A 24,267-nucleotide genomic window follows, 5' to 3' on the forward strand; every position below is an offset into this window, starting at 1 on the left:
GCAAGGTACCGGTCGATCATCCGGCCGGAGCGGGCGCCACGACGTCATCGCGCTCCGTAACACGACGAACGACCCGGGTTGCGCCAACGTCGCGGCGAACAGGGCGGATCGTGGCGGTGTCAGTCCTCCGCGACGCGGCACACGAAGACGCCCCATCCCATGTACCTCCGCTGGTACTGCAGATGCGTCCGCCGCGCATCGGCTAGGTACGCGCGCATTGCGTCAGCGTCCGGATGTGCACGGTTACCGCGCAGCCAGTCGGATACCGTCCACCACTGCGCGGCCGCGTACCGGTCCCAGCTGTCACCGTCCGCAAGCACCATCTCGAGCAGCTCCAGGCCCGCGGCCTCCAGGCGATCGTGCGTGCCGATGAGCGTAGTGAAGGCGTCACGCGGCGTGTGCAGCGCGTCGTACGCCTCGTCCGGGGTGTCGTCGGCCCAGTACGGCTCGCCGATGAGCACCACGCCGCCGGGGCGAAGAGCCCGGAGCATCAGGTCCGCGGTCCCGGCCAGCCCGCCGCCGATCCAGGTCGCACCGATGCAAGCCACGATGTCGTACCCACTGTGCTCGCCCGACTTCACAGCGTCCGCGGCGTCGTTGAGCTCGAAGGTGACCCGGTCCGCGACGCCGAGTTCCGCCGCGCGTTCGCGGGCCACCGGAACGAACACGGTGCTGATGTCGACGCCGTGGCCCTCGATGCCGTACGCGTCCGCCCACCGGCACAGCATCTCGCCCTTGCCGCTGGCCAGGTCCAGCAATCGCTGCCCAGGTCGTAGCCGGCAGATGTCGGCGAGGAGCATCAGCTTGTCCTCGGTCAGCGGGTTGAGGATCCGGTGTCCGGCCTCGGCGATCTCGTGCATATTCAGCACATTCATGTGCGTGACCGTTGCAGGACGGTACATCCGATGTCCATGGGTTTTCACCAGCTCGTCCGAAATGGTGAGGCGCGTTATGCGTCGTTGGCCGCCGGGGGGTGGATCAGCGACGCGGCCAGTTCGGTGAGCGTCGCGCGGGCCTGCGGGGTCAGGTGCTCCGTCAGCGCCAGGATGCGCCGGCCGATCTCCGCCCCGCCCTCCGCGGCCACGCGCCGGCCCTCGTCGGTGAGTGAGACGAGGACGGCCCGTCCGTCGTACGGCGACGGTGTGCGCTGCACCAGGCCCCGCTTCTCCGCGCGGCTCACCAGCCCCGTCATCGAGGACTTGTCGAGCCCGAGGTGCCCGCCCAGCTCGACCATCCCCGCCTGCCGGTCCCGCAGGACGCCGAGGAGCCGGATCTGCACGATCGACAGGTCGTACGGGGCGCCGACCGCGGCGAGGACGCGCTGGATCTGGAACGACAGCTGCACGAGGGCGTCGACGGTGTTCAGCGAGGTGGCCACCGGCACAGCGTACTTGACGTAGTACGTGGCACAAACTACCTTCGAGATAGTACGTGACACGAACTTCTTTGGAGGTGTGCCGTGAAGGCCGCTGTCGTCCGCTCCTTCGGAACCCCACCCGCCTACGAGGACTTCGCGACGCCGGAACCGGGCGGGCCGCACGACGTGCTCGTCACCGTCGAAGCCGCGGGGCTGCACCCGCGCGTGCGCTCCTCCGCCGACGGCAGTCACTACACGTCCGACGGCACCCTGCCGCTCGTTCCGGGCATCGACGGTGTCGGTCGCACTGCGGAGGGTGAGCTGTTGTACTTCGTCCTGCCCGACACGGCGCTGGGCTCGATGGCCGAGCGGGCTGTGGTGGATCGGCGACGTGCCGTGGTGCTTCCGGAGGGTGTCGATCCGGTGGCCGTCGCGGCGGCGATGAACCCCGGCATGTCCTCCTGGATCGGCCTGCGCCGGCGCGGCTTCGATGTCGCCGGGAAGGACGTCCTCGTGCTCGGGGCCACCGGGAATGCGGGTCTGCTCGCAGTACAAGTGGCCAAACATCTTGGCGCGGCGCACGTCACCGGGGCCGGCCGGGACCCACGGCGACTGGCCCTGCTGCCCTCGCTCGGCGCCGACGCGGCGATCGGCCTCGACGAGGTGGCCAAGGCCGCGGACGTCGACGTGGTCCTCGACTACCTGTGGGGGCCGGCGACCGAGCACGCCCTGCCCGCCCTGCTCACCGCCCGCGACGACCGGGCCAAGGCGCTCGCGTGGGTGCAGATCGGGTCGGTCGCCGGGCCGGACATCGCGCTGCCGTCGTACCTGCTCCGCGCGGCCAACGTCTCGATCATGGGCAGCGGGCAGGGCTCAGTGCCCACCGCCGGCATCGTGGCCGAACTGCCGGCGCTGGCGGCGCGGATCGCGGCCGGGGCGTTCGCGGTGAACCCGGTCGCCGTCCCGCTCGCCGACGTCACCGCCGCCTGGGCCGCGCCCGTCGAGCCCGGCCGGCGGATCGTGCTCGTCCCCTGAGGCCGCGACCTCCCGGCGGAACAGGTTCGTCTCCGCCGCCTGGTGCAGATCGATCTCGTGTACCAGCATCCGCGCGGTGTCGTCGTCGAGCTCGCCGCGCATCACCGCGTTCACCACGGCCGACCGCTGCGCGTCGAAGCCCTCGGTGGTGGGTTCGGCGCCGGGAGTCACCGTCGTCCAGATGATCGCCTGGCCGCGCTCCAGTAGCGCGTCGGCGCGCTCGCGCTCACCGTGCGTGTCGATCTTCAGGCGGCGGACCAGCGCCCGGATCGTGGTGCCCTGGATGAGCAGCGTGCCGAGCGTGACGAACAGGGCGATCGCCTGAATCGCGTCGCGGCCCGGGAACTCCTCGCCGTTGTGCAGGGTGTGCGGGACCGCGGCCGCCGCGGCCAGGGTCAGGATGCCGCGCATGCCGGTCCAGCCCACGATCAGCGACTCCCGGGGCGTCGGCGCGCCCAGCGGCCCCTGCCACTCGCCCATCGACTGGCCCCGGCGGCGACCCTGCGTCCGGGCCTGCGCACGGCGGGTGACCCGCTCCCGGAACCGCGCATCGGTCTCCATCCGCCGCACGAACGCACGGCGGCGCATGTCCCACCACGTGAACGACGCCCACACCGCGGCGAGCCGGAACACGATGACCGTCACCAGCAGCACCACCGTGGCGACCAGCGTGATCGTCAGGCCCGGCTTCGCCGCGGCGTGCGCGAGGTCGGCGATGACGAACCGCAGCTGCAGCCCGATGTAGGCGAACACGAACGTCTCCAGCAGGAAGTCCAGCACCGGCCAGACCGCGTCCTCCTGCAGACGGGTGCGGAACGCGCCCCGGTACTGGTGCTGCGGGTCCAGAGTCGTGTTCGCGCTGAACAGAAACGCGCAGCACACGACGGCGAGGATGCCGGAGGCGTGGATCTGCTCGGCGGTCAGGAACGCGGTGAACGGCAGCAGCAGGACCAGCGACGTCTCCAGCACCGTGTTGTGCAGCCGCGGCCGCAGCCACAGCGCGAGCGCCGCGAACAGGCCGCCGACGATCAGGCCGGTCACCGCGGTGTACGCGAACAGGCCGAACGCGTTGTCGAACAGCGTCTCCCCGGCCCCGGCCGCGGCCGCCGCGAGCCCGAACAGCGTCAGCGCCGTCGCGTCGTTGACCAGGCTCTCGCCGGTCAGGATCGCCGACACCCGCCGCGGCAGGCCGAGCTCGTCACCGTGCGAAACCGTGGTGATCGTGTCCGGCGGGGCGAGCACCGCCCCCAGCAGCAGCGCCGCCGGCAGCCCCAGCGCCGGCATCAACCAGTTCCCGACCAGCCCGACCACGCCCGCGGTGAGCACGACGAGGGTCACGCCCAAGGTGAGGATCGGCCGCAGATTCTGCGTGAACCCGGAGAACGATGCGTTACGGGTCGCGGAGTAGAGCAGCGGCGGGACGACGACCGCCAGAATCAGTTCACTGTCCAGCTCCAGCCGCGGTACCCCGGGCAGGAACGACGCCGCCGCGGCCAGGATCACCACGACCAGGCCCGGCTGCACGCCCCTGCGGTGCGCGAGCGCGGACACCGCGATGCCCCCGACGATGATGAGCAGCAGCTGGACACCGTTCACGGAAGATCACCCTAGTGTGGTACCTCAGCGTGCACGCATGAACTCGTAGGCGCCACGCAACCGGGTGTGCAGCAGCCCCGACGCCAGACCGACATCGAGGCGGATGTCACCGGGGCGTCCCGAGCCGCTGGCGGAGCGGAGTTTCCCCACGTCGAGGCCGTCGCGCTCGGCGACGAGCACGCCCAGGTCGTACCGGCTGACCGGGTCGGCCCCGGCCACGTTGATGACGCCGCGGAAGTCGCCGGCCCCCAGCTCCAGCAGCGCGTCGGCGAGATCGTCGACGTGCACCGGCCGGCGGACCTCGTCCGTGAACAGCGCCCCGTCGGCCCGCCCCGCCACCAGGTCGTGCGTGAGGTGCTCGTGGCCGCCGTTCCCGTCGCCGAGGATCAGCGACGTGCGCACGACCACGGCCCCGGGCGCGATGGCCCGCACCGCCGTCTCGGCCGCCGCCTTCGCCGCGCCGTACGGGTAGATCGGGTCCGGCCGGTCGGCCTCTGTGTACTCGCGCCCGGCCCGGCCGGAGAAGATCGCGTCGCTGGACACGTGCACCAGCCGAACGCGTTCGCCGCAGGCCAGGGCCACGTTCGCGGCGCCGTCCGCGTTCGTCACCCAGTCGTTGCGGTCCCGCCCGGCCGCGGTGTGGATCACCAGGTCCGGCGCGGCGGCGTCCACCACGTCCTGCACCGCCTCCCGGTCGCGGATGTCGAGCCGCACCGGGCTGATCGAGGGGCTCACGCCGCCGTCCACCGCCTCGATCCACGGCCGGACGTGGGTGCCGAGCACGGTGTGGCCCGCGGCGACGGCCAGGGCCGCGACCCGGCGGCCGAGGGAGCCCGTCGCGCCGGTGATCAGGATTCGCGCCATGGGCATAAGTAGTACCGGAGAGCTACTCGTAGATCGCTCCGTGGTGCGACGTGACGGGTCGTGTCGCGCCCGTACGGTCCCGCCATGACAACCGAACGTGACCGAGCAGTCGACGCCCTGCGTGTCGTCGCCATCCTCGGCGTGGTGCTCGGCCACTGGCTCGTCACCGCCCTGGTCGTGGACGGCGACGCGGTCCGGGTCGCCAGCCCGCTGCGCGCCGTGCCCGGCCTCGCCCCGGCGTCGTGGCTGTTCCAGACCCTGGCGCTGTTCTTCTTCGTCGGCGGACTCGTCGCCAGCCGGCCCTCCGCGGCCCGCCGGCCCGCGCACCGGCAGTGGGTCTCGGCGCGGCTGCAGCGGCTGTTCCGGCCGGTCGTCGTGCTCGTCGCCGTGTGGAGCGCGATCGTGATCGCGGCGACACTCTGGGCGTACGTCGAGCCGGGCGGGCTCGCCACCGCGTTGCGGTCACACACCGTGCTGAAGCTTGTCGCGTCGCCGCTGTGGTTCCTGCTTGTGTTCGCCGCCCTCACCATGGCCAAGCCGCTCGTCGGGCGGCTGCACCCCGGGTGGCCGCTCGCCGTCGTCGCCGCCGTGGACCTCGGGCGGTTCGCACTCGGCGCGCCGGCCTGGATCGGCTGGATCAACCTGGCCGCCGGCTGGCTGGTGCCGTTCTGCCTGGGCGCGGCCTGGTCCCGGGGCGCATTCCGGACCCGTGGCGTCGCCTGGGCGCTGCTGGCCGGCGGCGCGGGCGCGACCGTGGTGCTGGTGCGCTGGTTCGGATACCCGCTGTCGATGGTCGGCGTGCCCGGGCAGGGCATCTCCAACCTGAACCCGCCGACCCTCGCGGCCGTCACGTTCGGTATCGCCCAGTGTGGCCTTGCGCTCCTGCTGATGCCGGCCCTGCGCCGCGTCATGCGGCACGAGCGGCCGTGGCGGACGGTGAGCGCGGTGAACCGCTCCGCGATGACGATCTTCCTGTGGCACCAGACCTCGCTGCTCGCGGTCTCGCTGCTCGTGCCGGGCCCGCGCGCCGGGCTGCAGACGGCGCCCTCGGATGCGTCGTGGCTGTACGCGCGGGTGCTGTGGCTGCCCGTGTTCGCGCTCGTGCTGGCCGGCTGCTGGGGGCTGTTCCATCGGTACGAGCGGCAGCGCTCCGTGGCCGCGTCCCCGGCCCCGCCGGCGCCGGCGGCGGAGGAGGAGCTGGCGCAGGTCCGATGAGCCTGGCCCGCGAAACAGGCCTGCGCCGGTGAGCGCGAGTCACGCTGGCCCAGTGTGCGGCGGCGGGCCCGAGGTCCGGGGAGCGTCAGTCGGATCGGCTCAACCTGTGGCGGTCGTGAGTCCGGGGCCGTGGGCACGGGCCACCGTGGCCCAGGCGTTGAGGGTGAACCAGGCCGGCAGCGCGCGGCGTACGTGCTCCGGGCCCAGCACCTGCAGGGCCCCGTCGCGCTGGGCGTGCTGCCACGACACGTCGCCGCGCCACACCTCGGTCAGGCGGCGCAGGGAGCCGGCCACGGTCACGGTCACGGGGAAGCCGGGGTCGTAGTCGCACAGGTCGGCCTCGCGGGAGGCGATCACCATCCACCAGTACCGCAGCGCGCCCGGCACGTCGGTGAACTCGAAGTGCACCACCGAGCGGCCGTGCGGCACAGCGTCGTGGTCGACCTGGCGGTGCATGTCCCACAGCAGCAGCTTCGGGTCCAGGTCCGCGTCGCCGAGCTCGCCGATCCAGCGCACGCCCCACACCGCGATCGCCTGCACGATCGGGACCAGCTCGAGGCCGGCGTCGGTGAGCGCGTACCGGCCGTCCTCGTGGCGGATGAGGCCCGCCATGGCGAGGCTGTGCAGCCGCTTCGACAGCAGCGCCGGCGATATCCGGGGCAGGCCGCGGCGCAGGTCGTTGAAGCGCTCGCTGCCCGTCATGAGCTCGCGCAGGACAAGCATGGTCCAGCGTTCGTCGAGCAGCTCCATCGCCTTGGCGACGGGGCAGAACTGGTGGTAGCCGGCGCCCATGCCCGCAGCGTAGGCCCGTGTGGTCAGTGGGCGGCCGGTCTGTCTTCAAGGTGTCGCAGCGGGTGAGGTACAGATCGTGTACTAGTTGCGGCCGGGAGGGGGCACTTAGCGTGCCGTCATGACCACTCCCTCGAAGGACAAGCACCGCGCGATTTGGGGCTCCGGTGACTACGCGGCCGTCGCCGCGGACATCATTGCGAGTCTGGGGCCGGTGCTCGTCGAGGCGTGCGGCATCGGGCCCGGCCAGCGGGTGCTCGATGTCGCGGCCGGTACCGGCAACGCCGCCGTTCCCGCCGCGCTCGCCGGGGCCGACGTCACGGCCAGTGATCTCACGCCGCGGCTGCTCGAGACCGGGCAGCGGCTGGCCGAGGAGCAGGGGCTCAAGCTGACCTGGGCCGAGGCCGACGCCGAGGCGTTGCCGTTCGGGGACGGGGAGTACGACTGCGTGATCTCCTGCGTCGGCGTCATGTTCGCGCCGTTCCATCAGGTGGCCGCCGACGAGCTGGTCCGGGTCTGCCGGCCCGGCGGAACGATCGGGCTGATCAGCTGGACGCCCGGCGGGTTCGTCGGGCAGCTGTTCGGGGTGATGAAGCCGTTCGCCGCGCCGCCGCCGGCCGGGGCGCAGCCGCCGCCGCTGTGGGGCGACGAAAGCCACGTCCGCGCCCTGCTCGGGGACCGGGTGACGTCCGTGCGGGCCGAGACCCGGACGGTGCGGGTCGAGGTGTTCGCCGAGCCGGACGCGTTCCGGGAGTATTTCAAGCGCAACTACGGGCCGACGCTCGCGGTCTACCAGACGCTGGCCGCGGACCCTGCCCGTACCGCCGAGCTGGATGCCGCCCTGGACGCGCTCGCCGCCAGGTTCCGGGCGTCCGACGGCTCGATGGAATGGGAGTACCTGCTGCTGACCGCCGGCCGCGTCGAAGCGTGAGCGGCATGAGGCGGCGGGTGGCCGGGAAGGTGAGGGGGCCGCCGTGGCGCGGTGCGGGTGCGGCACCGCAAAACCGGCTCCTGACCACCGGGGATGCTCCGCGAGCGCGGCATGCCCGGTGGTTGGCGCGGGCCCGGGGCCGGATGCACTGGTGTGTTGCCCGGCGCGTTAGTTACTCTTCGGTAGGTGAGCACTGAGGCTTTCGTTTTCGATGCCATTCGCACACCCCGCGGCCGGGGCAAGAAGAACGGCTCGCTGCATGGTGTCAAACCCATCTCGCTCGTCGTCGGGCTGATCGACGAGGTGCGCCGCCGCAATCCGGGGCTCGATCCCGAACGCATCGACGACGTCGTGCTCGGGGTCGTCTCGCCTATCGGTGACCAGGGGTCCGACATCGCCCGCATCGCCGCGATCGCGGCCGGGCTCGGGGAGACCGCGGCCGGGGTACAGCTGAACCGGTTCTGCGCTTCCGGCCTGGAAGCGGTGAACATCGCCGCGCAGAAGGTGCGAGCCGGCTGGGAGGACATCGTCCTCGCCGGCGGGGTCGAGTCGATGTCCCGCGTGGCCATGGGCTCCGACGGCGGCGCGTGGGCGATGGACCCCGAGACCAACCTGGCCACCGGGTTCGTCCCGCAGGGGATCGGCGCCGACCTCATCGCGACCATGGACGGCTACAGCCGCGAGGACGTCGACGCCTACGCGCTGGAGTCGCAGACCCGGGCGGCGAAGGCGTGGGCCGGCGGGTACTTCGCGCGCTCCGTCGTGCCGGTGCGTGACCGCAACGGGCTCGTCGTGCTCGACCGTGACGAGCACATCCGCGCCTCCACCATGGACGGGCTCGGCGCGCTGCCCGCGTCGTTCGGGACCATCGGCGAACTGGGCGGGTTCGACGCCGTGGCGCTGCAGAAGTACCACTGGGTGGAGCGCATCGACCACGTGCACACCGCCGGCAACTCCTCCGGGATCGTCGACGGGGCGTCGCTGGTGCTGGTCGGCAGCGAGGCCGCCGGGCGCGAGCACGGGCTCACGCCGCGGGCACGGATCGTCTCGGCCGCCGTGAGCGGCGCCGACCCGCTGATCATGCTCACCGGGCCCGCCCCGGCCAGCCGCAAGGCGCTGGCCAAGGCCGGGCTCACCGTCGACGACATCGCCCTGGTCGAGATGAACGAGGCCTTCGCCGCCGTCGTGATGCACTTCGCCCAGGACATGGGCTTCGCGCTGGACCAGGTCAACGTCAACGGCGGGGCGATCGCGATGGGTCACCCCCTGGGCGCGACCGGTGGCATGCTGCTCGGCACGCTCGTCGACGAGCTCGAGCGCCGCGGCGAGCGTTACGGACTGGCCACGATGTGTGTCGGTGGCGGCATGGGCATCGCGACGATCGTCGAGCGACTGTGAACCGGGGGAGCGACGTGGAGATCATCCGTTACGAGCGCGGCGAGGACGGCGTCGTGCTGCTCACGATGGACGACCCGGCCCGATCCGCGAACACCATGAACGCCGCGTTCACCGCGGCCCTCACCGCCGTGGTCGAGCGGCTGTACGCCGAGCGGGCCGACATTACCGGCGTCATCCTGACCTCGGCCAAGAAGACCTGGTTCGCCGGCGGCGACCTGGACCTGCTGGGCGGCCTCGGCCCCGACCAGGCGGCCGAGATCATGGCGTCGACCACGCACCTGAAGCACCTGCTGCGCCGGCTTGAGCAGCTCGGCCGGCCCGTGGTCGCCGCGATCAACGGCTCCGCGCTCGGCGGTGGCCTGGAGCTGGCCCTCGCCTGCCACCGGCGGATCGTGGCCGACGACGCCCGCATCGAGATCGGGTTCCCCGAGGTGACGCTCGGCCTGCTGCCCGGCGCCGGCGGCGTGGTCCGCACGGTGCGGATGCTCGGGATCACCGAAGCGCTCATGCAGGTACTGCTGAAGGGGCAGCGGCACCGTCCGGCCAAGGCCCTGCAGGCCGGGCTCGCCGACGAGGTCGTGCCCGCCGACGCCGTCGTCGACCGGGCCCGGGAGTGGATCGCCGCGAACCCGGGCGCGGTGCAGCCGTGGGACGTCGCGGGGTACAAGATTCCGGGCGGCACTCCCAGCAACCCCAAGTTCGCCGCGAACCTCCCCGCCTTCCCGGCCACGCTGCGCAAGGAGCTCAAGGGCGCTCCGTACCCGGCCCCGCGCAACATCCTGTCCGCCGCGGTCGAGGGCGCCCAGGTGGACCTCGACACCGCGTTCGTGATCGAGGGCCGGTACTTCGTCGAGCTCGCCACCGGCCGGATCGCCAAGAACATGATCAAGGCGCTGTTCTTCGACCTCCAGGCCGCGAACTCGCGCGGCAGCGGCAAGGTCGCCTTCCGCAAGGTCGCGGTCCTCGGGGCCGGGATGATGGGCGCCGCGATCGCCTACGTGTGCGCGAAGTCGGGCCTCGACGTGGTCCTGAAGGACGTCACCCTCGAAGGGGCGCAGAAGGGCAAGGCGTACGCCGAGAGCCGCCGCCACGACCAGGCGCTCCTGGACCGGATCACCCCGACCGCGGACGTCGCCGACCTCGCCGGCGCCGACCTCGTCATCGAGGCCGTGTTCGAGGACCCGGGCCTGAAGCACAAGGTGTTCGCGGAGATCGAGGACGTCGTCGCGCCCGACGCGCTGCTGTGCTCCAACACCTCGACGCTGCCGATCTCCCTGCTCGCCGAGGGCGTCCGCCGCCGCGCCGACTTCATCGGCCTGCACTTCTTCTCACCCGTCGACAAGATGCCGCTCGTCGAGGTCATCCGCGGCGCCGAGACGTCCGACGCCGCGCTGGACAAGGCGCTGGCGGTCGTACGGCTGCTGAAGAAGACGCCGATCGTCGTCAACGACAGCCGCGGCTTCTTCACCAGCCGCGTCATCGGCACGTTCACGATGGAGGGGCTGCGGATGCTCGCCGAGGGCGTGCCGGCCCCGTCGATCGAGCAGGCCAGTCTCCAGGCCGGATACCCCGCGCCGGTACTGCAGCTGATGGACGAGCTCACCCTCACCCTGCCCCAGAAGATCCGCAACGCGACCGCGGCCGCGATCGTCGCCGAAGGCGGCACGTGGACGCCGAGCCCCGCCGACGCGCTCATCGACCGGATGGTCGACGAGTTCGGCCGGCCGGGACGCTCGGGCGGGGCGGGCTTCTACGAGTACACGGACGGCAAGCGCACCGGCCTGTGGCCCGGCCTGCGCGAGCACTTCGCGTCCGCCGCGGCGGCGGTGCCGTTCGCGGACATGCAGGAGCGGATGCTGTTCGCCGAGGCGCTCGAGTCCGTCCAGTGCCTCGACGAGGGCGTCCTCACGTCGGTCGCCGACGCGAACGTGGGCTCGATCCTGGGCATCGGCTTCCCGGCCTGGACGGGCGGTGTGCTGCAGTACGTCAACCAGTACGACGGCGGCCTTCCGGGTTTCATCGCCCGCGCCGAGGAGCTGGCCGAACGCTACGGCGAACGCTTCACCCCGCCGCCGCTGCTGCGCGCCAAGGCCGCGGAGGGCGCGACCTTCGTGTAGCGGTGTCACTGGATCGCGGGCTGTCTCGTCCCAGGGGCATGAACCTCGCGCTGTGGATCGCCGCCGGTGTGCTCGCCTTCGTCGCGCTCACCGGCGGCATCACGAAAACGTTCGTGCCCAAGGAGAAGCTCGCCCGGCTGCACGGGGGCGGGTGGACGGGCGACGCCCGGGCCGGGTTCGTGCGCACCCTCGGTGTGCTCGAACTTGCCGCCGCCGTCGGGTTTCTCGTCGCGCCGGTGCTCGCGGCGGTCACCGCCGGGTGTTGGATCCTGCTCATGGTCGGGGCGGCGGTCACCCACGGGCGGCGCGGGGAGGGCGGGCTCGTCGTGCTCAACCTCGCCTACCTCGCCCTCGCCGCGTTCGTGCTCGCCGGGCGGGTCGCCTGACATGGGGCGCGGCGAGGAGTTCGAGGCGCTGCGGCCGTTGCTGTTCTCGATCGCCTACCGCGTGCTCGGCAGCGTCGCCGAGGCCGAGGACGCGGTGCAGGAGGCCTGGCTGCGGTACGCCGCGACGCCCGTCGAACCGCGCAACGTCCGCGCGTTCCTGGCCACGACCGTCACCCGGATCGCGATCGACGTGCTGCGCTCGGCGCGGGTGCGGCGGGAGGCGTACGTCGGGCCGTGGATCCCGGAGCCGCTGCTCACGGACCCGTACGAGGACCCGGCGCGCGCCGCGGAGCTCGCCGACTCGGTCTCCACGGCGGCGCTGCTGCTCCTGGAGCGGCTCAGCCCCCTCGAACGGGCCGTGTTCGTGCTGCGCGAGGTGTTCGACTTCGGCTTCCCCGAGGTCGCCGCGGCGGTCGGGCGGTCCGAGGCGGCGTGCCGGCAGCTGGTCGTGCGGGCCCGCCGGCACATGGCCGAGGGGCGCCCCCGGTTCGCCGCCGACCGCCGCGAACGCGAGGCCCTCGCCGCCCGCTTCTTCGGCGCCCTGCGCGAAGGCGACGTCGCCGGGCTGCAGTCGATGCTCGCCGCCGACGCGACAGTGGTCGGCGACGGCGGCGGGAAGGCGCCGCAGCTGGCCCGGCCGATCGCCGGGGCCGTCAACATCGCCCGGCTGCTGGGCGCGCTGTTCCCGCGGATGGCCCGGGCGGCCGTGACCCTGCAGCCGCACGAGGTCAACGGCGAGCCGGGGGCGATCGCCCGGGACCGCGACGGCCGGGTCCTGCACACGATGGCCCTCGACATCCTCGACGGCCGCGTCCAGACCATCCGGATCGTCATCAACCCCGACAAGCTCGGGCACGTGGGGCCGGTCGCGGACGCGTGGGCGCTGAACGAGGAGCTGCGCCGCGACCGGTAGGCCCCTACGCGGCGTTGATGAGCTGGTCGAAGCCGGCGTGCAGGTCGGCCGAGATGTCCGCGTGGCCCAGGCGGCGCAGAATCCACAGCGACGCCAGCAGCGCCGGCCGTTCGTCGCCGCGCTCGGCCGCCCACGCCGCGTGCTCCAGCAGCAGCGCCGCCGTCAGCGCGTGGCCCAGGCGCAGGGCCAGCTCCCGCGCGCCGGCCGCGACCCGCGGGTCACGGGGGTCGGCGGCCGCGGTGGCGATGTCGGCCGCGAGCCGGGCGGTGGCGGCGGCCAGGGCCTCGGCGACACCCGGGAGCCGGTGCGTGGCCGCGTCGGCGGCCGCGGTGAGGCGCAGCAGCAGCGGCCGGGCGCCGTCGCCGGAGCCGAGGGCGCGCAGGACGTCGACGGAGAGCACGTTCGTGGTGCCCTCCCAGATCGGCAGCACCTGGGCGTCGCGCAGCAGCCGCGGGATGCCGGTGTCCTCGACGTAGCCGGCGCCGCCGAAGCACTCCAGGTACTCGCTCGCCGACGCGACCGCCAGCCGGCCCGTCGTCAGCTTGGCCAGCGGCGCGGCCAGGCGCAGCTCCGCGGCCGCGGCGGCGTCGCCGTGCTCGGCCCGGCCCAGCAGCGCGAACGAGTGCGCGGCGAGCGCGAACGCGCCGGCCGCGTCGACCGCGAGAGCGCCGAGGGTGGCGCGGTGCAGCGGGTTGTCGGCGAGCAGCCCGCCGGCGACGGTCCGCTCGGCCGCGTAGGCGAGCGCGTACTCCAGACCGCGGCGCATCCCGCCCGCGGCCGCGGCCGCGTTGTGCAGGCGCGTGACGACGACCAGCGTCATCATCGCGGCCAGGCCGGGCTGCGCCGGGTCGGTGAGCGGGAACGCGGGGACCCCGTCGAGGCGGACCTCGCCCGTCGGGACCGCGCGGGTGCCGAGCTTGTCCTTGAGCCGCAGCACCTGCAGGCCCGGCGCGGGCGAGCGGCCGTCGGCGCCGTAGCGCGGCACGAGGAACGGCACCAGGTGGCGGCTGCCCGCCCCGGCGCCCTCGGGCCGGGCCAGGGCCACCGCCATCGCCGAGTCGATCGCCGAGCAGAACCACTTGTCGCCGGTCAGCGCCCAGCCGCCGGCGCCGTCGGGGTGGGCGGCGGTCGTCGAGCGGCCGATGTCGGAGCCGCCCTGCGACTCGGTCATCCACTGCCCGGACGTGATCGCGACCGCCGGGTCGGTGGCGATGAGCCGGGCCAGCCACCCGGGCTGCGCGCCGGTCTGGGTGAGCAGCGCGGCCGCGCCGTCGGCCATCGCGACCGGGCACGAGAACGTCGCCGACTCCGGGCCCCACAGGTGCAGCAGCGCCTGCTGCACGACCCGCGCGCCGGGGCCCCAGGTGTCGCGGGCCTCGGGCAGGTACGGCAGGGCGACGACGCCGTGGCGGGCCGCCGCCGCGCGCTGGGCCTGCCAGCCGGCGGACGTGTCGACGCGCTCGATCCGCTCGCCCCACGCGTCGAAGCGGGTCAGCGCCGGCGGGTGGGTCTCGGCGTCGTGGTGCGCCGCCCGCAGCGGGCCGATGACCTCGGCGGACAGGTCCGACAGGCGGTGCTTGGCGGCGGCGTGCCCGTCCTCGCCCAGCAGCCGGTCGAGCCAGCCGCGCAGCTGGGGGTCGGCGGTGTACGGGTCACGCAGCGACGGCCCGGTCTGCACGAATCGCGTCATGGCTCACAGGTTACCGCCGGGTACGGTGGTGATACTGGGTGCCGTGACCCTGCACATCGACACGGCCCAGCGCCGCGCCCGCCTCGCCGTGCGGCACGGGCTCGCCGGAGCGGTACCGGCCGGGAAGACCCCCGAGGACGTCGCCGCCGACCTCGTCGCGCTGCACGCCACCGACCCGGCGACCGTGCACCTGTCCGTCGCCGCCCGCCTGCACCGGCCCCTCGTCGCGACGCTCGAGGACGCCCTGTACGAGCGGCGCACGCTGCTGCGGATGCTCGGCATGCGCCGCACGATGTTCGTGGTCCCGTCCGCCTTCGCCGCGGTCGTGCAGGCCGGCGCCGCCCGCGCGGTCGCCGCCGAGCAGCGGCGGCTGCTCGTCAAGCATCTGACCGAGACCGGGGTCGGCGACGCGGCCTGGCTCGAGGATGTCGCCGAGTCCACGTACGAGGCGCTGCGCCGCCGCGGCCGCGCGACCGCCGCCCAGCTGGCCGCCGACGAGCCGCGCCTGCGCAGCCTCATGGTGTTCCCGCAGGGCAACCAGTACGTGACCAGCCGCGTCCTGCTGCTGCTGGCCGCGGACGGGCGGATCGTGCGGGGGCGGCCGCTCGGCACGTGGATCAGCAGCCAGTACGCGTGGTCGTGCCTGCCCGACTGGCTGCCCGAGCCGCTGGCCGACCTGGACCCGGCCCACGCGCGGGCCGAGCTCGCCCGGGCGTGGCTGGCGCGCTTCGGCCCCGGTACCGCCGCCGATCTCAAGTGGTGGACGGGCTGGACGATGACGCAGACCCGCGCCGCCCTGCGCACGCTGGAGGCCGTCGAGGTGGGGCTGGACGGCGGCGAGACCGGCTTCGTCCTGCCCGGCGACACCGAACCGGTCGACGACCCCGGCCCCTGGGTGGCGCTACTGCCCGGACTGGACCCGACGGTCATGGGGTTCCAGAGCCGGCGATGGTACCTCGGGCCGCACGCGCCGGCGCTGTTCGACCGCACCGGCAACGCCGGGCCGACGATCTGGTCGGACGGGCGGATCGTCGGCGGATGGGCGCAGCAGGCCTCGGGCCGGGTCGCGACCGAACTGGTCGAGGAGGTCCCCGCGGCCGTGCGCAACGCGGTCCGGCGGGCGGCGGATGAACTCGAGGGCTGGCTGGGCGACACCCGGGTGACTCCCAGGTTCCGGGCGCCACTCGAGCGCAAATTGTCAGACGCCGCCGGTACGGTCGTCGCATGAACTTCCACCTCGACGCCGCCGAGCCGGAGGCGGCCGCGTGACGGCGGTGTGCTGGGTGCTCGCGTATCTGGCGGCGCTGTACACGCTGGTGCGTGCGTGCGGAGCCGAACGCGGGACGCCGCTGGTGCAGCTGATCACGTACACGCCGTACGCGGCCGTGGGCTCGCTCCTCGCGGGCGGCGGGGTCCTGTTCGTCTCGGCGCCGGCCGGGCTGGTGCTCATCGCGTCCGGGCTGGTGCTGGCCGCGCTGGTCGCGCCGCGGCTGGTGCCGGGCCGGATGCCGCGGGAAGGGGTGCGGCTGCGGGTGATGTGCGCGAACCTGCTGTACGGGCGCAACGCCACCTCCGGGTTCGTCGAGCAGCTGAAGGTCGACGACATCGACGTGCTCGCGGTGCAGGAGCTCACCGCCGACGGGCTGGCCGCGCTGGACGAGGCCGGGATCGACGCCCTGCTGCCGTACCGGGTGGTGGCCCCGGCCCCGGGCGGCGGCGGCTCGGGCCTGTTCAGCCGCCACCCGATCTCGGCGCCGGTGTCGCGCACGCTCGAGGCGATCCCGATGTGGCAGACGGCGGCGACGGTCCACGTGCCCGGCGCCGGGCCGGTGCTCGTCGAGTCCGCGCACCCGTACCCGCCACGGCAGCGCCGCGTGCGGATCTGGCGGGACCAGATCGCCACGCAGGCCGTACCGGCCGCCGGCGGTCCGCCGCGGATTCTGCTCGGCGACTTCAACGCCACCCTCGACCACGCCGCGCTGCGCCGGCTGCTGCGGGCCGGATACCGCGACGCCGCCGCCGAACGGGGCCGGGGGCTGCAGCCGACCTGGCCGTGCCGCACCGAGACCCTGCCGTTCTGGACGCCGCCGATCACCCTCGACCACGTGCTGGTCGACCGGCGCGTCGGGGTGCGGGAGTTCGGGGTCCGGGCGGCCGGGGAGAGCGACCACCGGCCGGTCGTCGCCGAGCTCGTCCTGCCGGCGACCTGATGGCGGTCCGGCTGGTGCAGGTGAACCTCAAGGCCCGCGACGACGTGGCGCTGGGCCGGTTCTGGGCGGCGGCGCTCGGCTGGACCGCGTCCGGGTCGGGCCGCGGCGCGACCCCCGTGGCCCCGGCCGGCTTCGACTGGACCGACCCCGACGCCCCGGTCTGCGTCGACGTGATCGCCGTGCCGGACCCGGAAACGGTGCGGTACCGCATGCACATCGACCTGGCCACCACCTCGGCGGCGCATCAGGCGGAGCTGGTCGCGCGGCTGCTGTCGCTCGGGGCGACGGCCGCCGACATCGGGCAGGGCGACGTGCCGTGGACGGTGCTGGCCGATCCGGAGGGCAACCTGTTCTGCGTGCTGGAGCCGCGGGAGGTGTACCGGGACACGGGGCCGATCGCCGCGGTGGTCGTCGACTGCGCGGACCCGCGGGGCCTGGCCGGGTTCTGGGGTTCGGCGCTGGGCTGGACGTCGCACGAGGTGACCGGCGACTTCGCGCGGCTGCGTTCGGCGTCCGGGAACGGGCCGTTCCTGGAGTTCATCCGGGCGCCCGGCGGGGCGACCGTGTGGCACCGGGCCCATCTCGACGTGGTGCCGTACGCCGGGGACGAGCAGGCGGCGGAGGTGGCCCGGCTGCGGGCCCTCGGCGCCACGCCCTCCGACGCCGATCCGGGTGACGTCTCGTGGGTGGTCCTGGCCGACCCGGAGGGCAACGACTTCTGCGTGCTCGCCCCGGGCTGAACTTCTGTTCTTGGCACCACGGGCCTGACAGGGAGGGCCGCCAGGCCCGAACGGTGCCTCGCGGGAGGCACGGTCCGCAAGTTTCGCGGACCCGAGCCATCGCCTTTACGCTCTTCTCCTCGCGCGCGCAGCGGCGAGGGTGTGGGCCGGGTCGCGGTCCAGGTTGTAGCGGTCGCGGTCGTACCGCCGCGTCGTGCGCGGATCCGCGTGGCCCATGGCGTCCTGCACGTCTTCGAGCGGCACGCCCTCGTCGCGGGCCGTCGTCGCGAACGCGTGCCGCAGCGAGTGCGGGCTCAGCCGCTCCCACGCGGGCACGGCCGCGTCCCGGGCCAGGCGCCGCACCAGCCGGAACACGGCGTGCCGGTCGACCCGCCCGCCCGTCGCGGTCGCGAACAGCGGGCCCGGGGTCTCGCCGCGCTGCGGCAGGTACTCGTCGATGGCCCGCACCACGCCCGGCGTCAGCGCACGGCGGCGCGGCTTGCCGCCCTTGCCGGTGAACCGCACGGTGCGGTGCCCGCGCTCCGCGCCCAGGTCCTCGACGTCCAGGGCGACGACCTCGCCGACGCGCAGGCCCAGGTCGGCGAGCAGGGCCAGGATCGCGCGGTCGCGGGCCGCGGTCGGGCCGTCGAGGCGCTCGGCGGCGGCGAGCATCGCGTCGACCTCGGCCGCGGCCAGCCCGACGGTCGCGGACACGTCCCGGTTCACCCGGGGCCGGTCGGCGCCGCCGACCGGGTTGGCCTTGACCGCCTCCAGCCGCAGCAGGAACGCGTACCAGCTCGACAGCGCCGAGAGCTTCCGGGCGACGCTCGCCGGGGCCAGCACGCGGCCGCTGCGCTCGTCGACAGTCGACTCGAGGTCCCGCGCATACGCGTTGACGTGCAGGAACGAGGCGCGCAACGGGTCCAGGCCGCGCTGCGCGCACCAGGCCAGGTACTGGTGGACGTCGCGGCGGTACGCGGCCCGGGTGTGCGCGGACAGGCGCCGGTTGGCCAGCCACGCCTCGGTGAAGTCGGCCGAGCCGTCGGCGGGCGCGGGCAGGCCGGGCGGGGTGGCGCGATCCGGGGTGGTCATGGCTACGGGTTGACCGACCACACGGTGGTGCGCTTGACCGGGGCGTCTTCCAGCGTCTGCGGTACCGGCACGTCGTACTCGGCGAGCAGCGTCAGGTGCTCGCGCGGCAGGTAGGCCCGGCCCGGGTCGCCGACGAGCACGGTCGACCCGCCGCGCGCGGCCCGGCGCAGGTAGTCCAGCATCCGCCGGGTCATCTCCCGGCTGTAGAACACATCGCCGGCCAGCACGACGTCGGCGTCCGGCTCCTGCTCGAGCACGTCGGCGAGCAGCGGCGTGACCGCGACCCCGTTGGCCTCGGCGTTGATCCCGATCGCGGCCACCGCGAGCTCGTCGATCTCGACCGCGGTGACCCGGGCCGCGCCCGCCTTCATCGCGGCGATGGCGACCAGCCCCGAGCCGGCCGCGAGGTCGAGCACGGTCCGGCCGGTGAGCAGCTCCGGGTGGTCGAGGGTGTACCGCGCGAGCGCCTGACCGCCCGCCCACGCGAACGCCCAGAACGGCGGCGGCATCTGCCCGCCCTGATCGGTTTCGGTCCGCTCCCACAGCTCGATGGCCTCGTCGGCGAGCCGCAGCCGGACCTCGGGGGTGAGGGGGACCGGGGCGAGGCGGGTGTTGTCGAGCACGAATTGCGCCATCATCGCTGCGGACGGTACCAAGCCCGCTGTCACCCGTGCGTGCGACGCCCCGCGCGGGCCGCCCCCGGTACCGTCGCTCCATGGGGGGCAATGCCGTATTCGTCTGGATCATGCTCGGCTTGTCGGTGGTCGTGCTGGTCCTGATCGCGCTGTACGTCGACTCCTGGCGCCGCAAGGACGACGCCTGAGTTATCCACAGGCGCGGACTGCCGCTTCCCGCCGCCGGGCGGGCGTGGTGGGCTTGGACACATGGTGCCTCCACCGCTGCCACCGGGCATCGCGGCCACCCTCGACGCCCTGCGCGCCGACGCCGCCACCTGGCTCGCCGCCGCCGCGGCGATGAGCACGGCCGCCGACGCCGCCGGCGGCCTGACCCTCGACGCGGGCCGGATGTCCGCCGCGGCCGAGCTGGCCGGCCTCACCCGGGTCTACGGCGAGGTCCGCGCCCGCGCCGCGGACCTGCTCGCCGGGGCGGCCCGCGCCGGCGCCACCACGGCGGCCGCCCTGGACGAGGCCGCCGACGCCTACGAGCGCGGTGACCGCTGGTGAACGATTTCGGACACCTGCTCGACGTGGCGGAGCGCCTGCTCGACACGGCCGCCGGGCACGCCGACGCCGTCGTCGCCGACACCCGGCACTGGGCCCGCGTCATCGGCCCGGCCACCGGCCTCACCGGCCCGCTCGTCGCCGCCGTGGAGCGGGCCGCGGCCGACGCCTACGCCCAGGCCCGCCCGATGTTCGACCGGCCCGGCGACCCGCTCGCCCTGTGGCAGGTCGCCAACCGCTGGCGCGACGCGGTCGCGGCCCCGGCCCGCTCGGCCGCCGCCGGCCTCGCCCGGTCCAACCGCCACTGGCAGGGGCCGGCCGCGGAGGCGTACCTGGCGACCGCCGGCCCCCAGCAGGAGGCGCTGCACCGGCTGGAGACCGCCGCGACCGGCACGGCGGCCGCGCTGCGCGAGGCGGGTGCGGCCCTGGTCGCGTACTGGACCGCGCTCGGCTCGGCCCTGTCCGCCCTCGCCGGCAACCTCGGCCTCGCCGCCGCCGCAGCCGCCGACCCGGCCACCGCGGCCGCGGGCGCCGCGGCGGCCCTGGCCGCGCTCGAGCAGTTCCTGACCGTGTCGGCCGGCCTCATGCGGGCGATGACCCTGGAGGCCGATCGGCTCCGCGGCGCCCAGCAGGCCACCCTCGCGCAGCTCGCCGAAAGGGGTTGCTAGGCTCACGTCGGTTCGGTGAGCGTGCTGGAGTCCGACCCATCACGCTCCCGACTTTTCCCTGCTCCGACTACATGCCGACCACGGCGTGCAGCGAGTCCGGCAACGACCCCGGGTGCAGGATGCCGAGCCGCTGGGTGGCCCGCGTCAACGCCACGTAGAGGTCGTTGGCGCCGCGCGGCGACTCCTCCACGATCCGCTCCGGGTCGACCACGATCACCCCGTCGAACTCGAGGCCCTTGGCCTGCTTGACCGTCAGCACCACGACCCGCGTGGTGAGGTCCGGCTCCTCGCCGAGGGCGGCGGCAGGGGCCGCCTTGCGCACGTGCGGTACCAAATCCTCGAAAATCCCCTGCGGCAGGATGACCCCCAGGCGACCCTCCGCGGCCGCCTCGGCCTCCTGCTCGACCGCCTCGGCAAGCGCGTCGCCCAGGCGGGCCGCGGCGACCCCGCGCACCCAGGGCTCCACGCCGGCCTCGCGCACCGAGCGCGGCGGGCGGAGGTCCGGGTCGATGCCGGCGAGGACCCCGGCCGCGACCGACATGATCTCGGCCGGGGTGCGGTAGTTGACGGTGAGCTCGCGCAGCCGCCAGCGGTCGCCGACGTACGGCACGAGCGCGTCGCCCCACGCCGACGCGCCGCCGAGGTCGCCGGTCTGCGCGACGTCGCCGACGACTGTCATCGAGCGGCTCGGGCAGCGGCGCATGAGCAGCCGCCACGCCATCGCCGAGAGCTCCTGCGCCTCGTCGACGATCACGTGCCCGAACGCCCACTTGCGGTCGGCGGCGGCCCGCTCGGCCGGGGTGAGGGCCTCGCCCTCGTCCTGCCGCTCGGCGAGCCGGTCGGCCTCCAGCAGGTCGGTGACCGAGAGCAGTTCCGGGTCGTCCTCGTCCTCGACGTCGATCGAGCGCGAGCCGAACGCGATCTCGAGGGCGCCCTCGGCGTACGCGACCTGCTGCCGCCGGCGCCGGTCGGCCAGGATCTCCAGGACGGTCTCGTCCTCGCCGAGCAGCTCCGCGGCCTCGTCCAGCAGCGGCACGTCGGCCGGCGTCCACCCCTGGCGCGGGGCCCGCTTGAGCCGCGGGTCGGCGCCGGCCGCGGCCAGGCGCTGGTCGGAGGCGAACAGCGCGGCGAGCAGCTGCTGCGGCGTGAGGATCGGCCACAGCCAGTCCAGCGCGCCGAGCACCTCGGCCTCGCCCCGCAGCTCGCGGCGGATCTCGGCCAGGTCGGCCTCGTCCAGCAGCTGCGGGTCGCCGGGGGCGTCGTCGCCGCCGAGCGGGTCGTCGGCGTACGGGTCGATGCCGATCGTGTCGGCCACCAGCAGCGACAACGCGTGGATGATCTCGGTGTCGAACGTCGGCCGGGCCAGGTTGTGCAGCTTGCCGGACCGCCGCGCCCGGTCCCGCGCGTCCTCGATCACGGCCGGGTCGAGCACGATCGGCCCGCCGTCGAGCAGGTCGAGATGTAGCGTGACCGGCTCGTCGGGCACCCGCTGCCGGTCGCGCACGGCCGCGGCCAGCACCTCGGCCATCTCCGCGCGGCCCTTGACCGCGGCGATCTCGGCCGGCTCCTCGCGGTCCGCCACGACCCCGGGGAACAGGTCACCCATGGTGCCCAGCAGCACGCCGGTCTCGGCCAGCGACGGCAGTACCTGGGAGATGTACCGCAGGAAGGTGGCGTTGGGCCCGATGATGAGCACGACGCGGGAGGACAGCATCTGGCGGTGCGTGTACAGCAGGTACGCGGCCCGGTGCAGCGCCACCGCGGTCTTGCCGGTGCCGGGACCGCCTTGCACCACGAGCACCCCGCCGAGGTCGGCCCGGATGACGTGGTCCTGCTCGGCCTGGATCGTCTCGACGATGTCGCGCATCCGGCCGGTACGGGTGGCGTTGAGCGCGGACAGCAGCGCCGCCTCGCCGGTCACCCCGTCGTGGGCGCCGCGCCCGGTCGCGTGGGCCTCGGTGAGATCCAGCACCTCGTCGTCGAGCCCGGTGACGGTGCGCCGCTGCGTCCGGATGTGCCGGCGCCGCCGCACCCCGTCCGGCGCGGCCGCCGTGGCCAGGTAGAACGGGCGGCTGGCCGGTGCCCGCCAGTCGATCAGCAGCGGCTCGTAGTCGTTCTCCTCGTCGAAGATCCCGATCCGCCCGATGTAGCGCACCTCGTCACCGGTGAAGTCGAGCCGGCCGAAGCACAGCCCGTTCTCGACCGCGCTGTACTGCGCGATCCGGTCCGAGTACAGGGCGGTCTGCGAGTCGCGGTGCGAGCGGTCCGCGGGCGTGCCCCCGGTCTGCAGCAGCGTGTTCGTCAGTTGCTGCGACGCCTCGTCGCGCAGGCGGTCCAGGTGCTCGTAGAGCGTGTCGAGGCGCCCCTGTTCCTCGACGATGTCGGCTGTGTCGGACGGGTTTGACAATCCGCTCTCCAGTCGGCTAACATTGCAGCATTCGGCGCCCTTGCGGCGTCTTTTTTGTTGCGTGAACGCTCTAGTCTAGCCTTTGCGCGGCTTCGCCGCACATCATCGTTTGCAGGAACCGCTCGTGGTCGTACCCCACGATGATGCGTGTTCCCGTGCCCGCCTCGGGCCGCGCCCCCCACTCGCCGCGCTCACGGCCGCCGGGCTCCTGGATCACGGCGGCGGTGTTCGAGGTGCCGTAGTCGATGCCGAGGCGGTGCCCGACAGCGATCATGCGCGCACCCTACGACGTAGCGGCCGGTCAGGTCATCGACCGGACGAGGTACGCGGACGAGGTATCTATGCTTGATGGCATGGCCACCGCGCTCACGCCTGATCTGTCGTTCCTGCTGGATCACACCAGTCACGTGCTGCGCACGCAGATGACGGCGGCGCTCGCGGAGATCGGCCTGACCCCGCGGATGCACTGCGTGCTCACACATGCGCTGGGTGAAGAGCGCACCCAGATCCAGCTGGCCGAGATCGGCGGCATGGACAAGACCACGATGGTGGTAACGGTCGACGCGCTGGAGAAGGCCGGCTACGCCCAGCGCCGCCCGTCGAGTACCGACCGGCGCGCCCGGATCATCGCCGTCACTCCGGAGGGTGCCGAGATGGCGGCCCGCAGCCAGGAGATCGCCGACTCGGTGCACGCCGCGGTCCTCGACTTCCTGCCGGACGATGAGCGCGCGGTACTGATCCGCGCCCTGACCCGCCTGACCCAGGGCCATCTCGCCACGCCCGTCGAGGCCCAGGGCGTTCGCCGCGCCCGTCAGTGACGCCGAGGGCCATCTCGCCCCATCCATCGAAGCGCAGAGATGCAGCCGCGCCGCGTCAATGACGCGGCCATCTCGTCGCTCCGGAGGCCGGGCGGCCGCTGTTGGCCGGGGCGGCCGCGGCGCTCGCTGATGCCAGGGGCCACCTCGCCGGCCGCGGCCGAACGGGAATTCGCTGCACCTGGTAAGTGACGCGGCCGGCTCGCCGCGCACATCGGCGGCGCCGAGGACCCCTGCCAATCTGGCGCTTTTTTCGCTTCGCAAGCCGTTCGTGGCGGCCTTCGAGCCGACGCGATGCGCGAGCCGTTCCACCCCTGACGGCCCGCAGTGGCTTTCACTCGCCGCGGGCGCCGCCCTCGAGCTCGGCGACGATGTCGAGGTGGCCGACGTGCCGGGCGTACTCCTGCACCAGATGGAAGAGCACCCGCTCGAGCGACGCGGGCTCCGCTCCGTCCCACCTCGGGCCCGGTACACCTGACGTGTTGAGGTCGTTACGCAGGATGATGGCGCGCGTGGTCTCGCCCTGGTGGCGGAGGTCGTCACTGAGCGTTTCGCGGGACTCGCCCGGGGCTACGTGCCAGGCGCCGTCGTCGCCGCGGTCGCCCCATGGTTCGGCGACGTCGCCGCCCTCGAAGCCCCAGACGAGCCAGCGCAGCTCGACGTACCGCAGATGCTTGAGCAAACCGAGGGGCGTCCAGCCGGACGGGAGCACGCTGCGGCCGACGGCCTCGGCGGGCAGCGACGCGATGCGCTCCAGCAAGGTGCTGCGGAAGAAGTCCAGGTAGCGCAGGAACACCTCGGCGCGGTCGGCGGCCGGCTCGGTGGCTTCTGGGAACCTCGTCACAGTTATTCATCCCGTCAGAGATAGTTCCGTAGCAGACCAT

At 73.7% G+C, this 24,267-nt stretch carries 23 protein-coding genes and 1 pseudogene; 13 read left to right on the forward strand and 11 right to left on the reverse strand.

Annotated features, from left to right (window positions below; translation table 11 throughout):
* Positions 1-119: 119 nt before the first annotated feature.
* Entirely contained in the window at positions 120-875 is a 756-nt protein-coding gene (locus tag AB0B76_RS08195; protein WP_360371302.1) for a methyltransferase domain-containing protein, read from the reverse strand.
* Positions 876-949: 74 nt separating this feature from the next.
* Positions 950-1,378, reverse strand: a complete 429-nt coding sequence (locus tag AB0B76_RS08200) for a MarR family transcriptional regulator (protein WP_360371305.1) — start codon at positions 1,376-1,378, stop codon at positions 950-952.
* Positions 1,379-1,810: 432 nt separating this feature from the next.
* Here AB0B76_RS08200 and AB0B76_RS08205 point away from each other — a divergent pair.
* A pseudogene (locus tag AB0B76_RS08205) lies at positions 1,811-2,221 on the forward strand (zinc-binding dehydrogenase); the annotation flags it as partial.
* Positions 2,222-2,230: 9 nt separating this feature from the next.
* Here the strand turns inward: AB0B76_RS08205 and AB0B76_RS08210 are convergent.
* The gene (locus AB0B76_RS08210; protein ID WP_360371308.1) at positions 2,231-3,988 is read right to left on the reverse strand and encodes a sodium:proton antiporter; all 1,758 of its coding nucleotides are present in this window, start codon (positions 3,986-3,988) and stop codon (positions 2,231-2,233) included.
* 24 nt (positions 3,989-4,012) lie between these two features.
* A complete protein-coding gene (locus AB0B76_RS08215) occupies positions 4,013-4,852 on the reverse strand; it encodes a sugar nucleotide-binding protein (protein ID WP_360371311.1) in 840 nt (279 codons plus the stop codon).
* A gap of 84 nt (positions 4,853-4,936) precedes the next feature.
* Between AB0B76_RS08215 and AB0B76_RS08220 the strand changes: the two genes are divergently transcribed.
* Positions 4,937-6,067, forward strand: a complete 1,131-nt coding sequence (locus AB0B76_RS08220; protein ID WP_360371314.1) for an acyltransferase — start codon at positions 4,937-4,939, stop codon at positions 6,065-6,067.
* Between the two features lie 99 nt (positions 6,068-6,166).
* On the opposite strand, the gene AB0B76_RS08225 is transcribed toward AB0B76_RS08220, so the two are convergent.
* A complete protein-coding gene (locus tag AB0B76_RS08225; protein WP_360371317.1) occupies positions 6,167-6,859 on the reverse strand; it encodes a helix-turn-helix domain-containing protein in 693 nt (230 codons plus the stop codon).
* 118 nt (positions 6,860-6,977) lie between these two features.
* Here AB0B76_RS08225 and AB0B76_RS08230 point away from each other — a divergent pair, with 118 nt between their 5' ends.
* From AB0B76_RS08230 to AB0B76_RS08250, 5 genes are all read left to right on the forward strand, one after another.
* On the forward strand, positions 6,978-7,787 hold the full coding sequence (locus tag AB0B76_RS08230) for a class I SAM-dependent methyltransferase (protein ID WP_360371320.1): 810 nt from the start codon (positions 6,978-6,980) through the stop codon (positions 7,785-7,787).
* A gap of 186 nt (positions 7,788-7,973) precedes the next feature.
* A complete protein-coding gene (locus AB0B76_RS08235; protein WP_360371323.1) occupies positions 7,974-9,185 on the forward strand; it encodes an acetyl-CoA C-acetyltransferase in 1,212 nt (403 codons plus the stop codon).
* Positions 9,186-9,205: 20 nt separating this feature from the next.
* Positions 9,206-11,302, forward strand: a complete 2,097-nt coding sequence (locus tag AB0B76_RS08240) for a 3-hydroxyacyl-CoA dehydrogenase NAD-binding domain-containing protein (protein WP_360371672.1) — start codon at positions 9,206-9,208, stop codon at positions 11,300-11,302.
* A 38-nt stretch (positions 11,303-11,340) separates the two neighbouring features.
* Positions 11,341-11,688, forward strand: a complete 348-nt coding sequence (locus AB0B76_RS08245; RefSeq protein WP_360371326.1) for a DoxX family protein — start codon at positions 11,341-11,343, stop codon at positions 11,686-11,688.
* A 1-nt stretch (position 11,689) separates the two neighbouring features.
* Positions 11,690-12,601: an RNA polymerase sigma-70 factor gene (locus AB0B76_RS08250; protein WP_360371329.1), complete on the forward strand. Its 912-nt coding sequence runs from the start codon at positions 11,690-11,692 to the stop codon at positions 12,599-12,601.
* Between the two features lie 4 nt (positions 12,602-12,605).
* Here the strand turns inward: AB0B76_RS08250 and AB0B76_RS08255 are convergent, their stop codons facing one another.
* On the reverse strand, positions 12,606-14,291 hold the full coding sequence (locus AB0B76_RS08255) for an acyl-CoA dehydrogenase family protein (RefSeq protein WP_360371332.1): 1,686 nt from the start codon (positions 14,289-14,291) through the stop codon (positions 12,606-12,608).
* Positions 14,292-14,334: 43 nt separating this feature from the next.
* Here AB0B76_RS08255 and AB0B76_RS08260 point away from each other — a divergent pair, with 43 nt between their 5' ends.
* The 3 genes from AB0B76_RS08260 to AB0B76_RS08270 are packed head-to-tail and all read left to right on the forward strand — an operon-like array spanning position 14,335 to position 17,241.
* Positions 14,335-15,519, forward strand: a complete 1,185-nt coding sequence (locus AB0B76_RS08260; protein WP_360371335.1) for a winged helix DNA-binding domain-containing protein — start codon at positions 14,335-14,337, stop codon at positions 15,517-15,519.
* 55 nt (positions 15,520-15,574) lie between these two features.
* A complete protein-coding gene (locus AB0B76_RS08265; protein ID WP_360371338.1) occupies positions 15,575-16,501 on the forward strand; it encodes an endonuclease/exonuclease/phosphatase family protein in 927 nt (308 codons plus the stop codon).
* Entirely contained in the window at positions 16,501-17,241 is a 741-nt protein-coding gene (locus tag AB0B76_RS08270) for a VOC family protein (RefSeq protein WP_360371341.1), read from the forward strand. Before AB0B76_RS08265 ends, AB0B76_RS08270 begins: the two co-directional genes overlap by 1 nt.
* Positions 17,242-17,346: 105 nt before the next feature.
* Here the strand turns inward: AB0B76_RS08270 and AB0B76_RS08275 are convergent, their stop codons facing one another.
* Together AB0B76_RS08275 and AB0B76_RS08280 are read right to left on the reverse strand one after the other, a co-directional pair.
* The gene (locus AB0B76_RS08275) at positions 17,347-18,312 is read right to left on the reverse strand and encodes a tyrosine-type recombinase/integrase (RefSeq protein WP_360371344.1); all 966 of its coding nucleotides are present in this window, start codon (positions 18,310-18,312) and stop codon (positions 17,347-17,349) included.
* A gap of 2 nt (positions 18,313-18,314) precedes the next feature.
* A complete protein-coding gene (locus tag AB0B76_RS08280) occupies positions 18,315-18,950 on the reverse strand; it encodes a 50S ribosomal protein L11 methyltransferase (RefSeq protein WP_360371347.1) in 636 nt (211 codons plus the stop codon).
* A 246-nt stretch (positions 18,951-19,196) separates the two neighbouring features.
* On the opposite strand from AB0B76_RS08280, the gene AB0B76_RS08285 reads away from it, so the two are divergent.
* Together AB0B76_RS08285 and AB0B76_RS08290 are read left to right on the forward strand one after the other, a co-directional pair.
* The gene (locus tag AB0B76_RS08285; protein WP_360371350.1) at positions 19,197-19,496 is read left to right on the forward strand and encodes a hypothetical protein; all 300 of its coding nucleotides are present in this window, start codon (positions 19,197-19,199) and stop codon (positions 19,494-19,496) included.
* Positions 19,493-20,161 carry a hypothetical protein gene (locus tag AB0B76_RS08290; protein ID WP_360371353.1) on the forward strand — a complete coding sequence of 223 codons (669 nt, stop codon included), beginning with the start codon at positions 19,493-19,495 and terminating at the stop codon, positions 20,159-20,161. Before AB0B76_RS08285 ends, AB0B76_RS08290 begins: the two co-directional genes overlap by 4 nt.
* Before the next feature lie 67 nt (positions 20,162-20,228).
* On the opposite strand, the gene AB0B76_RS08295 is transcribed toward AB0B76_RS08290, so the two are convergent.
* Both AB0B76_RS08295 and AB0B76_RS08300 read right to left on the reverse strand, forming a co-directional pair.
* On the reverse strand, positions 20,229-22,568 hold the full coding sequence (locus AB0B76_RS08295) for an ATP-binding domain-containing protein (protein ID WP_360371356.1): 2,340 nt from the start codon (positions 22,566-22,568) through the stop codon (positions 20,229-20,231).
* A gap of 70 nt (positions 22,569-22,638) precedes the next feature.
* Positions 22,639-22,842, reverse strand: coding sequence for a hypothetical protein (locus AB0B76_RS08300; protein WP_360371359.1), 204 nt, complete (start codon positions 22,840-22,842; stop codon positions 22,639-22,641).
* A 79-nt stretch (positions 22,843-22,921) separates the two neighbouring features.
* On the opposite strand from AB0B76_RS08300, the gene AB0B76_RS08305 reads away from it, so the two are divergent.
* Positions 22,922-23,386 carry a MarR family transcriptional regulator gene (locus AB0B76_RS08305; RefSeq protein ID WP_360371362.1) on the forward strand — a complete coding sequence of 155 codons (465 nt, stop codon included), beginning with the start codon at positions 22,922-22,924 and terminating at the stop codon, positions 23,384-23,386.
* A 331-nt stretch (positions 23,387-23,717) separates the two neighbouring features.
* On the opposite strand, the gene AB0B76_RS08310 is transcribed toward AB0B76_RS08305, so the two are convergent.
* A complete protein-coding gene (locus AB0B76_RS08310) occupies positions 23,718-24,227 on the reverse strand; it encodes a DUF664 domain-containing protein (RefSeq protein ID WP_360371365.1) in 510 nt (169 codons plus the stop codon).
* Positions 24,228-24,267 lie beyond the last annotated feature (40 nt).

The sequence above is a fragment of the Dactylosporangium sp. NPDC049140 genome, from assembly GCF_040648435.1.

Excerpts from the sequence above, each read along its gene's own strand:
- AB0B76_RS08275 (WP_360371344.1), bottom strand. The coding sequence starts at position 18,312 with ATGACCACCCCGGATCGCGCCACCCCGCCCGGCCTGCCCGCGCCCGCC.
- AB0B76_RS08285 (WP_360371350.1), top strand. The coding sequence starts at position 19,197 with ATGGTGCCTCCACCGCTGCCACCGGGCATCGCGGCCACCCTCGACGCC.
- AB0B76_RS08280 (WP_360371347.1), bottom strand. The coding sequence starts at position 18,950 with ATGATGGCGCAATTCGTGCTCGACAACACCCGCCTCGCCCCGGTCCCC.
- AB0B76_RS08215 (WP_360371311.1), bottom strand. The coding sequence starts at position 4,852 with ATGGCGCGAATCCTGATCACCGGCGCGACGGGCTCCCTCGGCCGCCGG.
- AB0B76_RS08300 (WP_360371359.1), bottom strand. The coding sequence starts at position 22,842 with ATGATCGCTGTCGGGCACCGCCTCGGCATCGACTACGGCACCTCGAAC.
- AB0B76_RS08230 (WP_360371320.1), top strand. The coding sequence starts at position 6,978 with ATGACCACTCCCTCGAAGGACAAGCACCGCGCGATTTGGGGCTCCGGT.
- AB0B76_RS08245 (WP_360371326.1), top strand. The coding sequence starts at position 11,341 with ATGAACCTCGCGCTGTGGATCGCCGCCGGTGTGCTCGCCTTCGTCGCG.
- AB0B76_RS08220 (WP_360371314.1), top strand. The coding sequence starts at position 4,937 with ATGACAACCGAACGTGACCGAGCAGTCGACGCCCTGCGTGTCGTCGCC.
- AB0B76_RS08250 (WP_360371329.1), top strand. The coding sequence starts at position 11,690 with ATGGGGCGCGGCGAGGAGTTCGAGGCGCTGCGGCCGTTGCTGTTCTCG.
- AB0B76_RS08270 (WP_360371341.1), top strand. The coding sequence starts at position 16,501 with ATGGCGGTCCGGCTGGTGCAGGTGAACCTCAAGGCCCGCGACGACGTG.
- AB0B76_RS08305 (WP_360371362.1), top strand. The coding sequence starts at position 22,922 with ATGGCCACCGCGCTCACGCCTGATCTGTCGTTCCTGCTGGATCACACC.
- AB0B76_RS08225 (WP_360371317.1), bottom strand. The coding sequence starts at position 6,859 with ATGGGCGCCGGCTACCACCAGTTCTGCCCCGTCGCCAAGGCGATGGAG.
- AB0B76_RS08195 (WP_360371302.1), bottom strand. The coding sequence starts at position 875 with ATGAATGTGCTGAATATGCACGAGATCGCCGAGGCCGGACACCGGATC.
- AB0B76_RS08255 (WP_360371332.1), bottom strand. The coding sequence starts at position 14,291 with ATGACGCGATTCGTGCAGACCGGGCCGTCGCTGCGTGACCCGTACACC.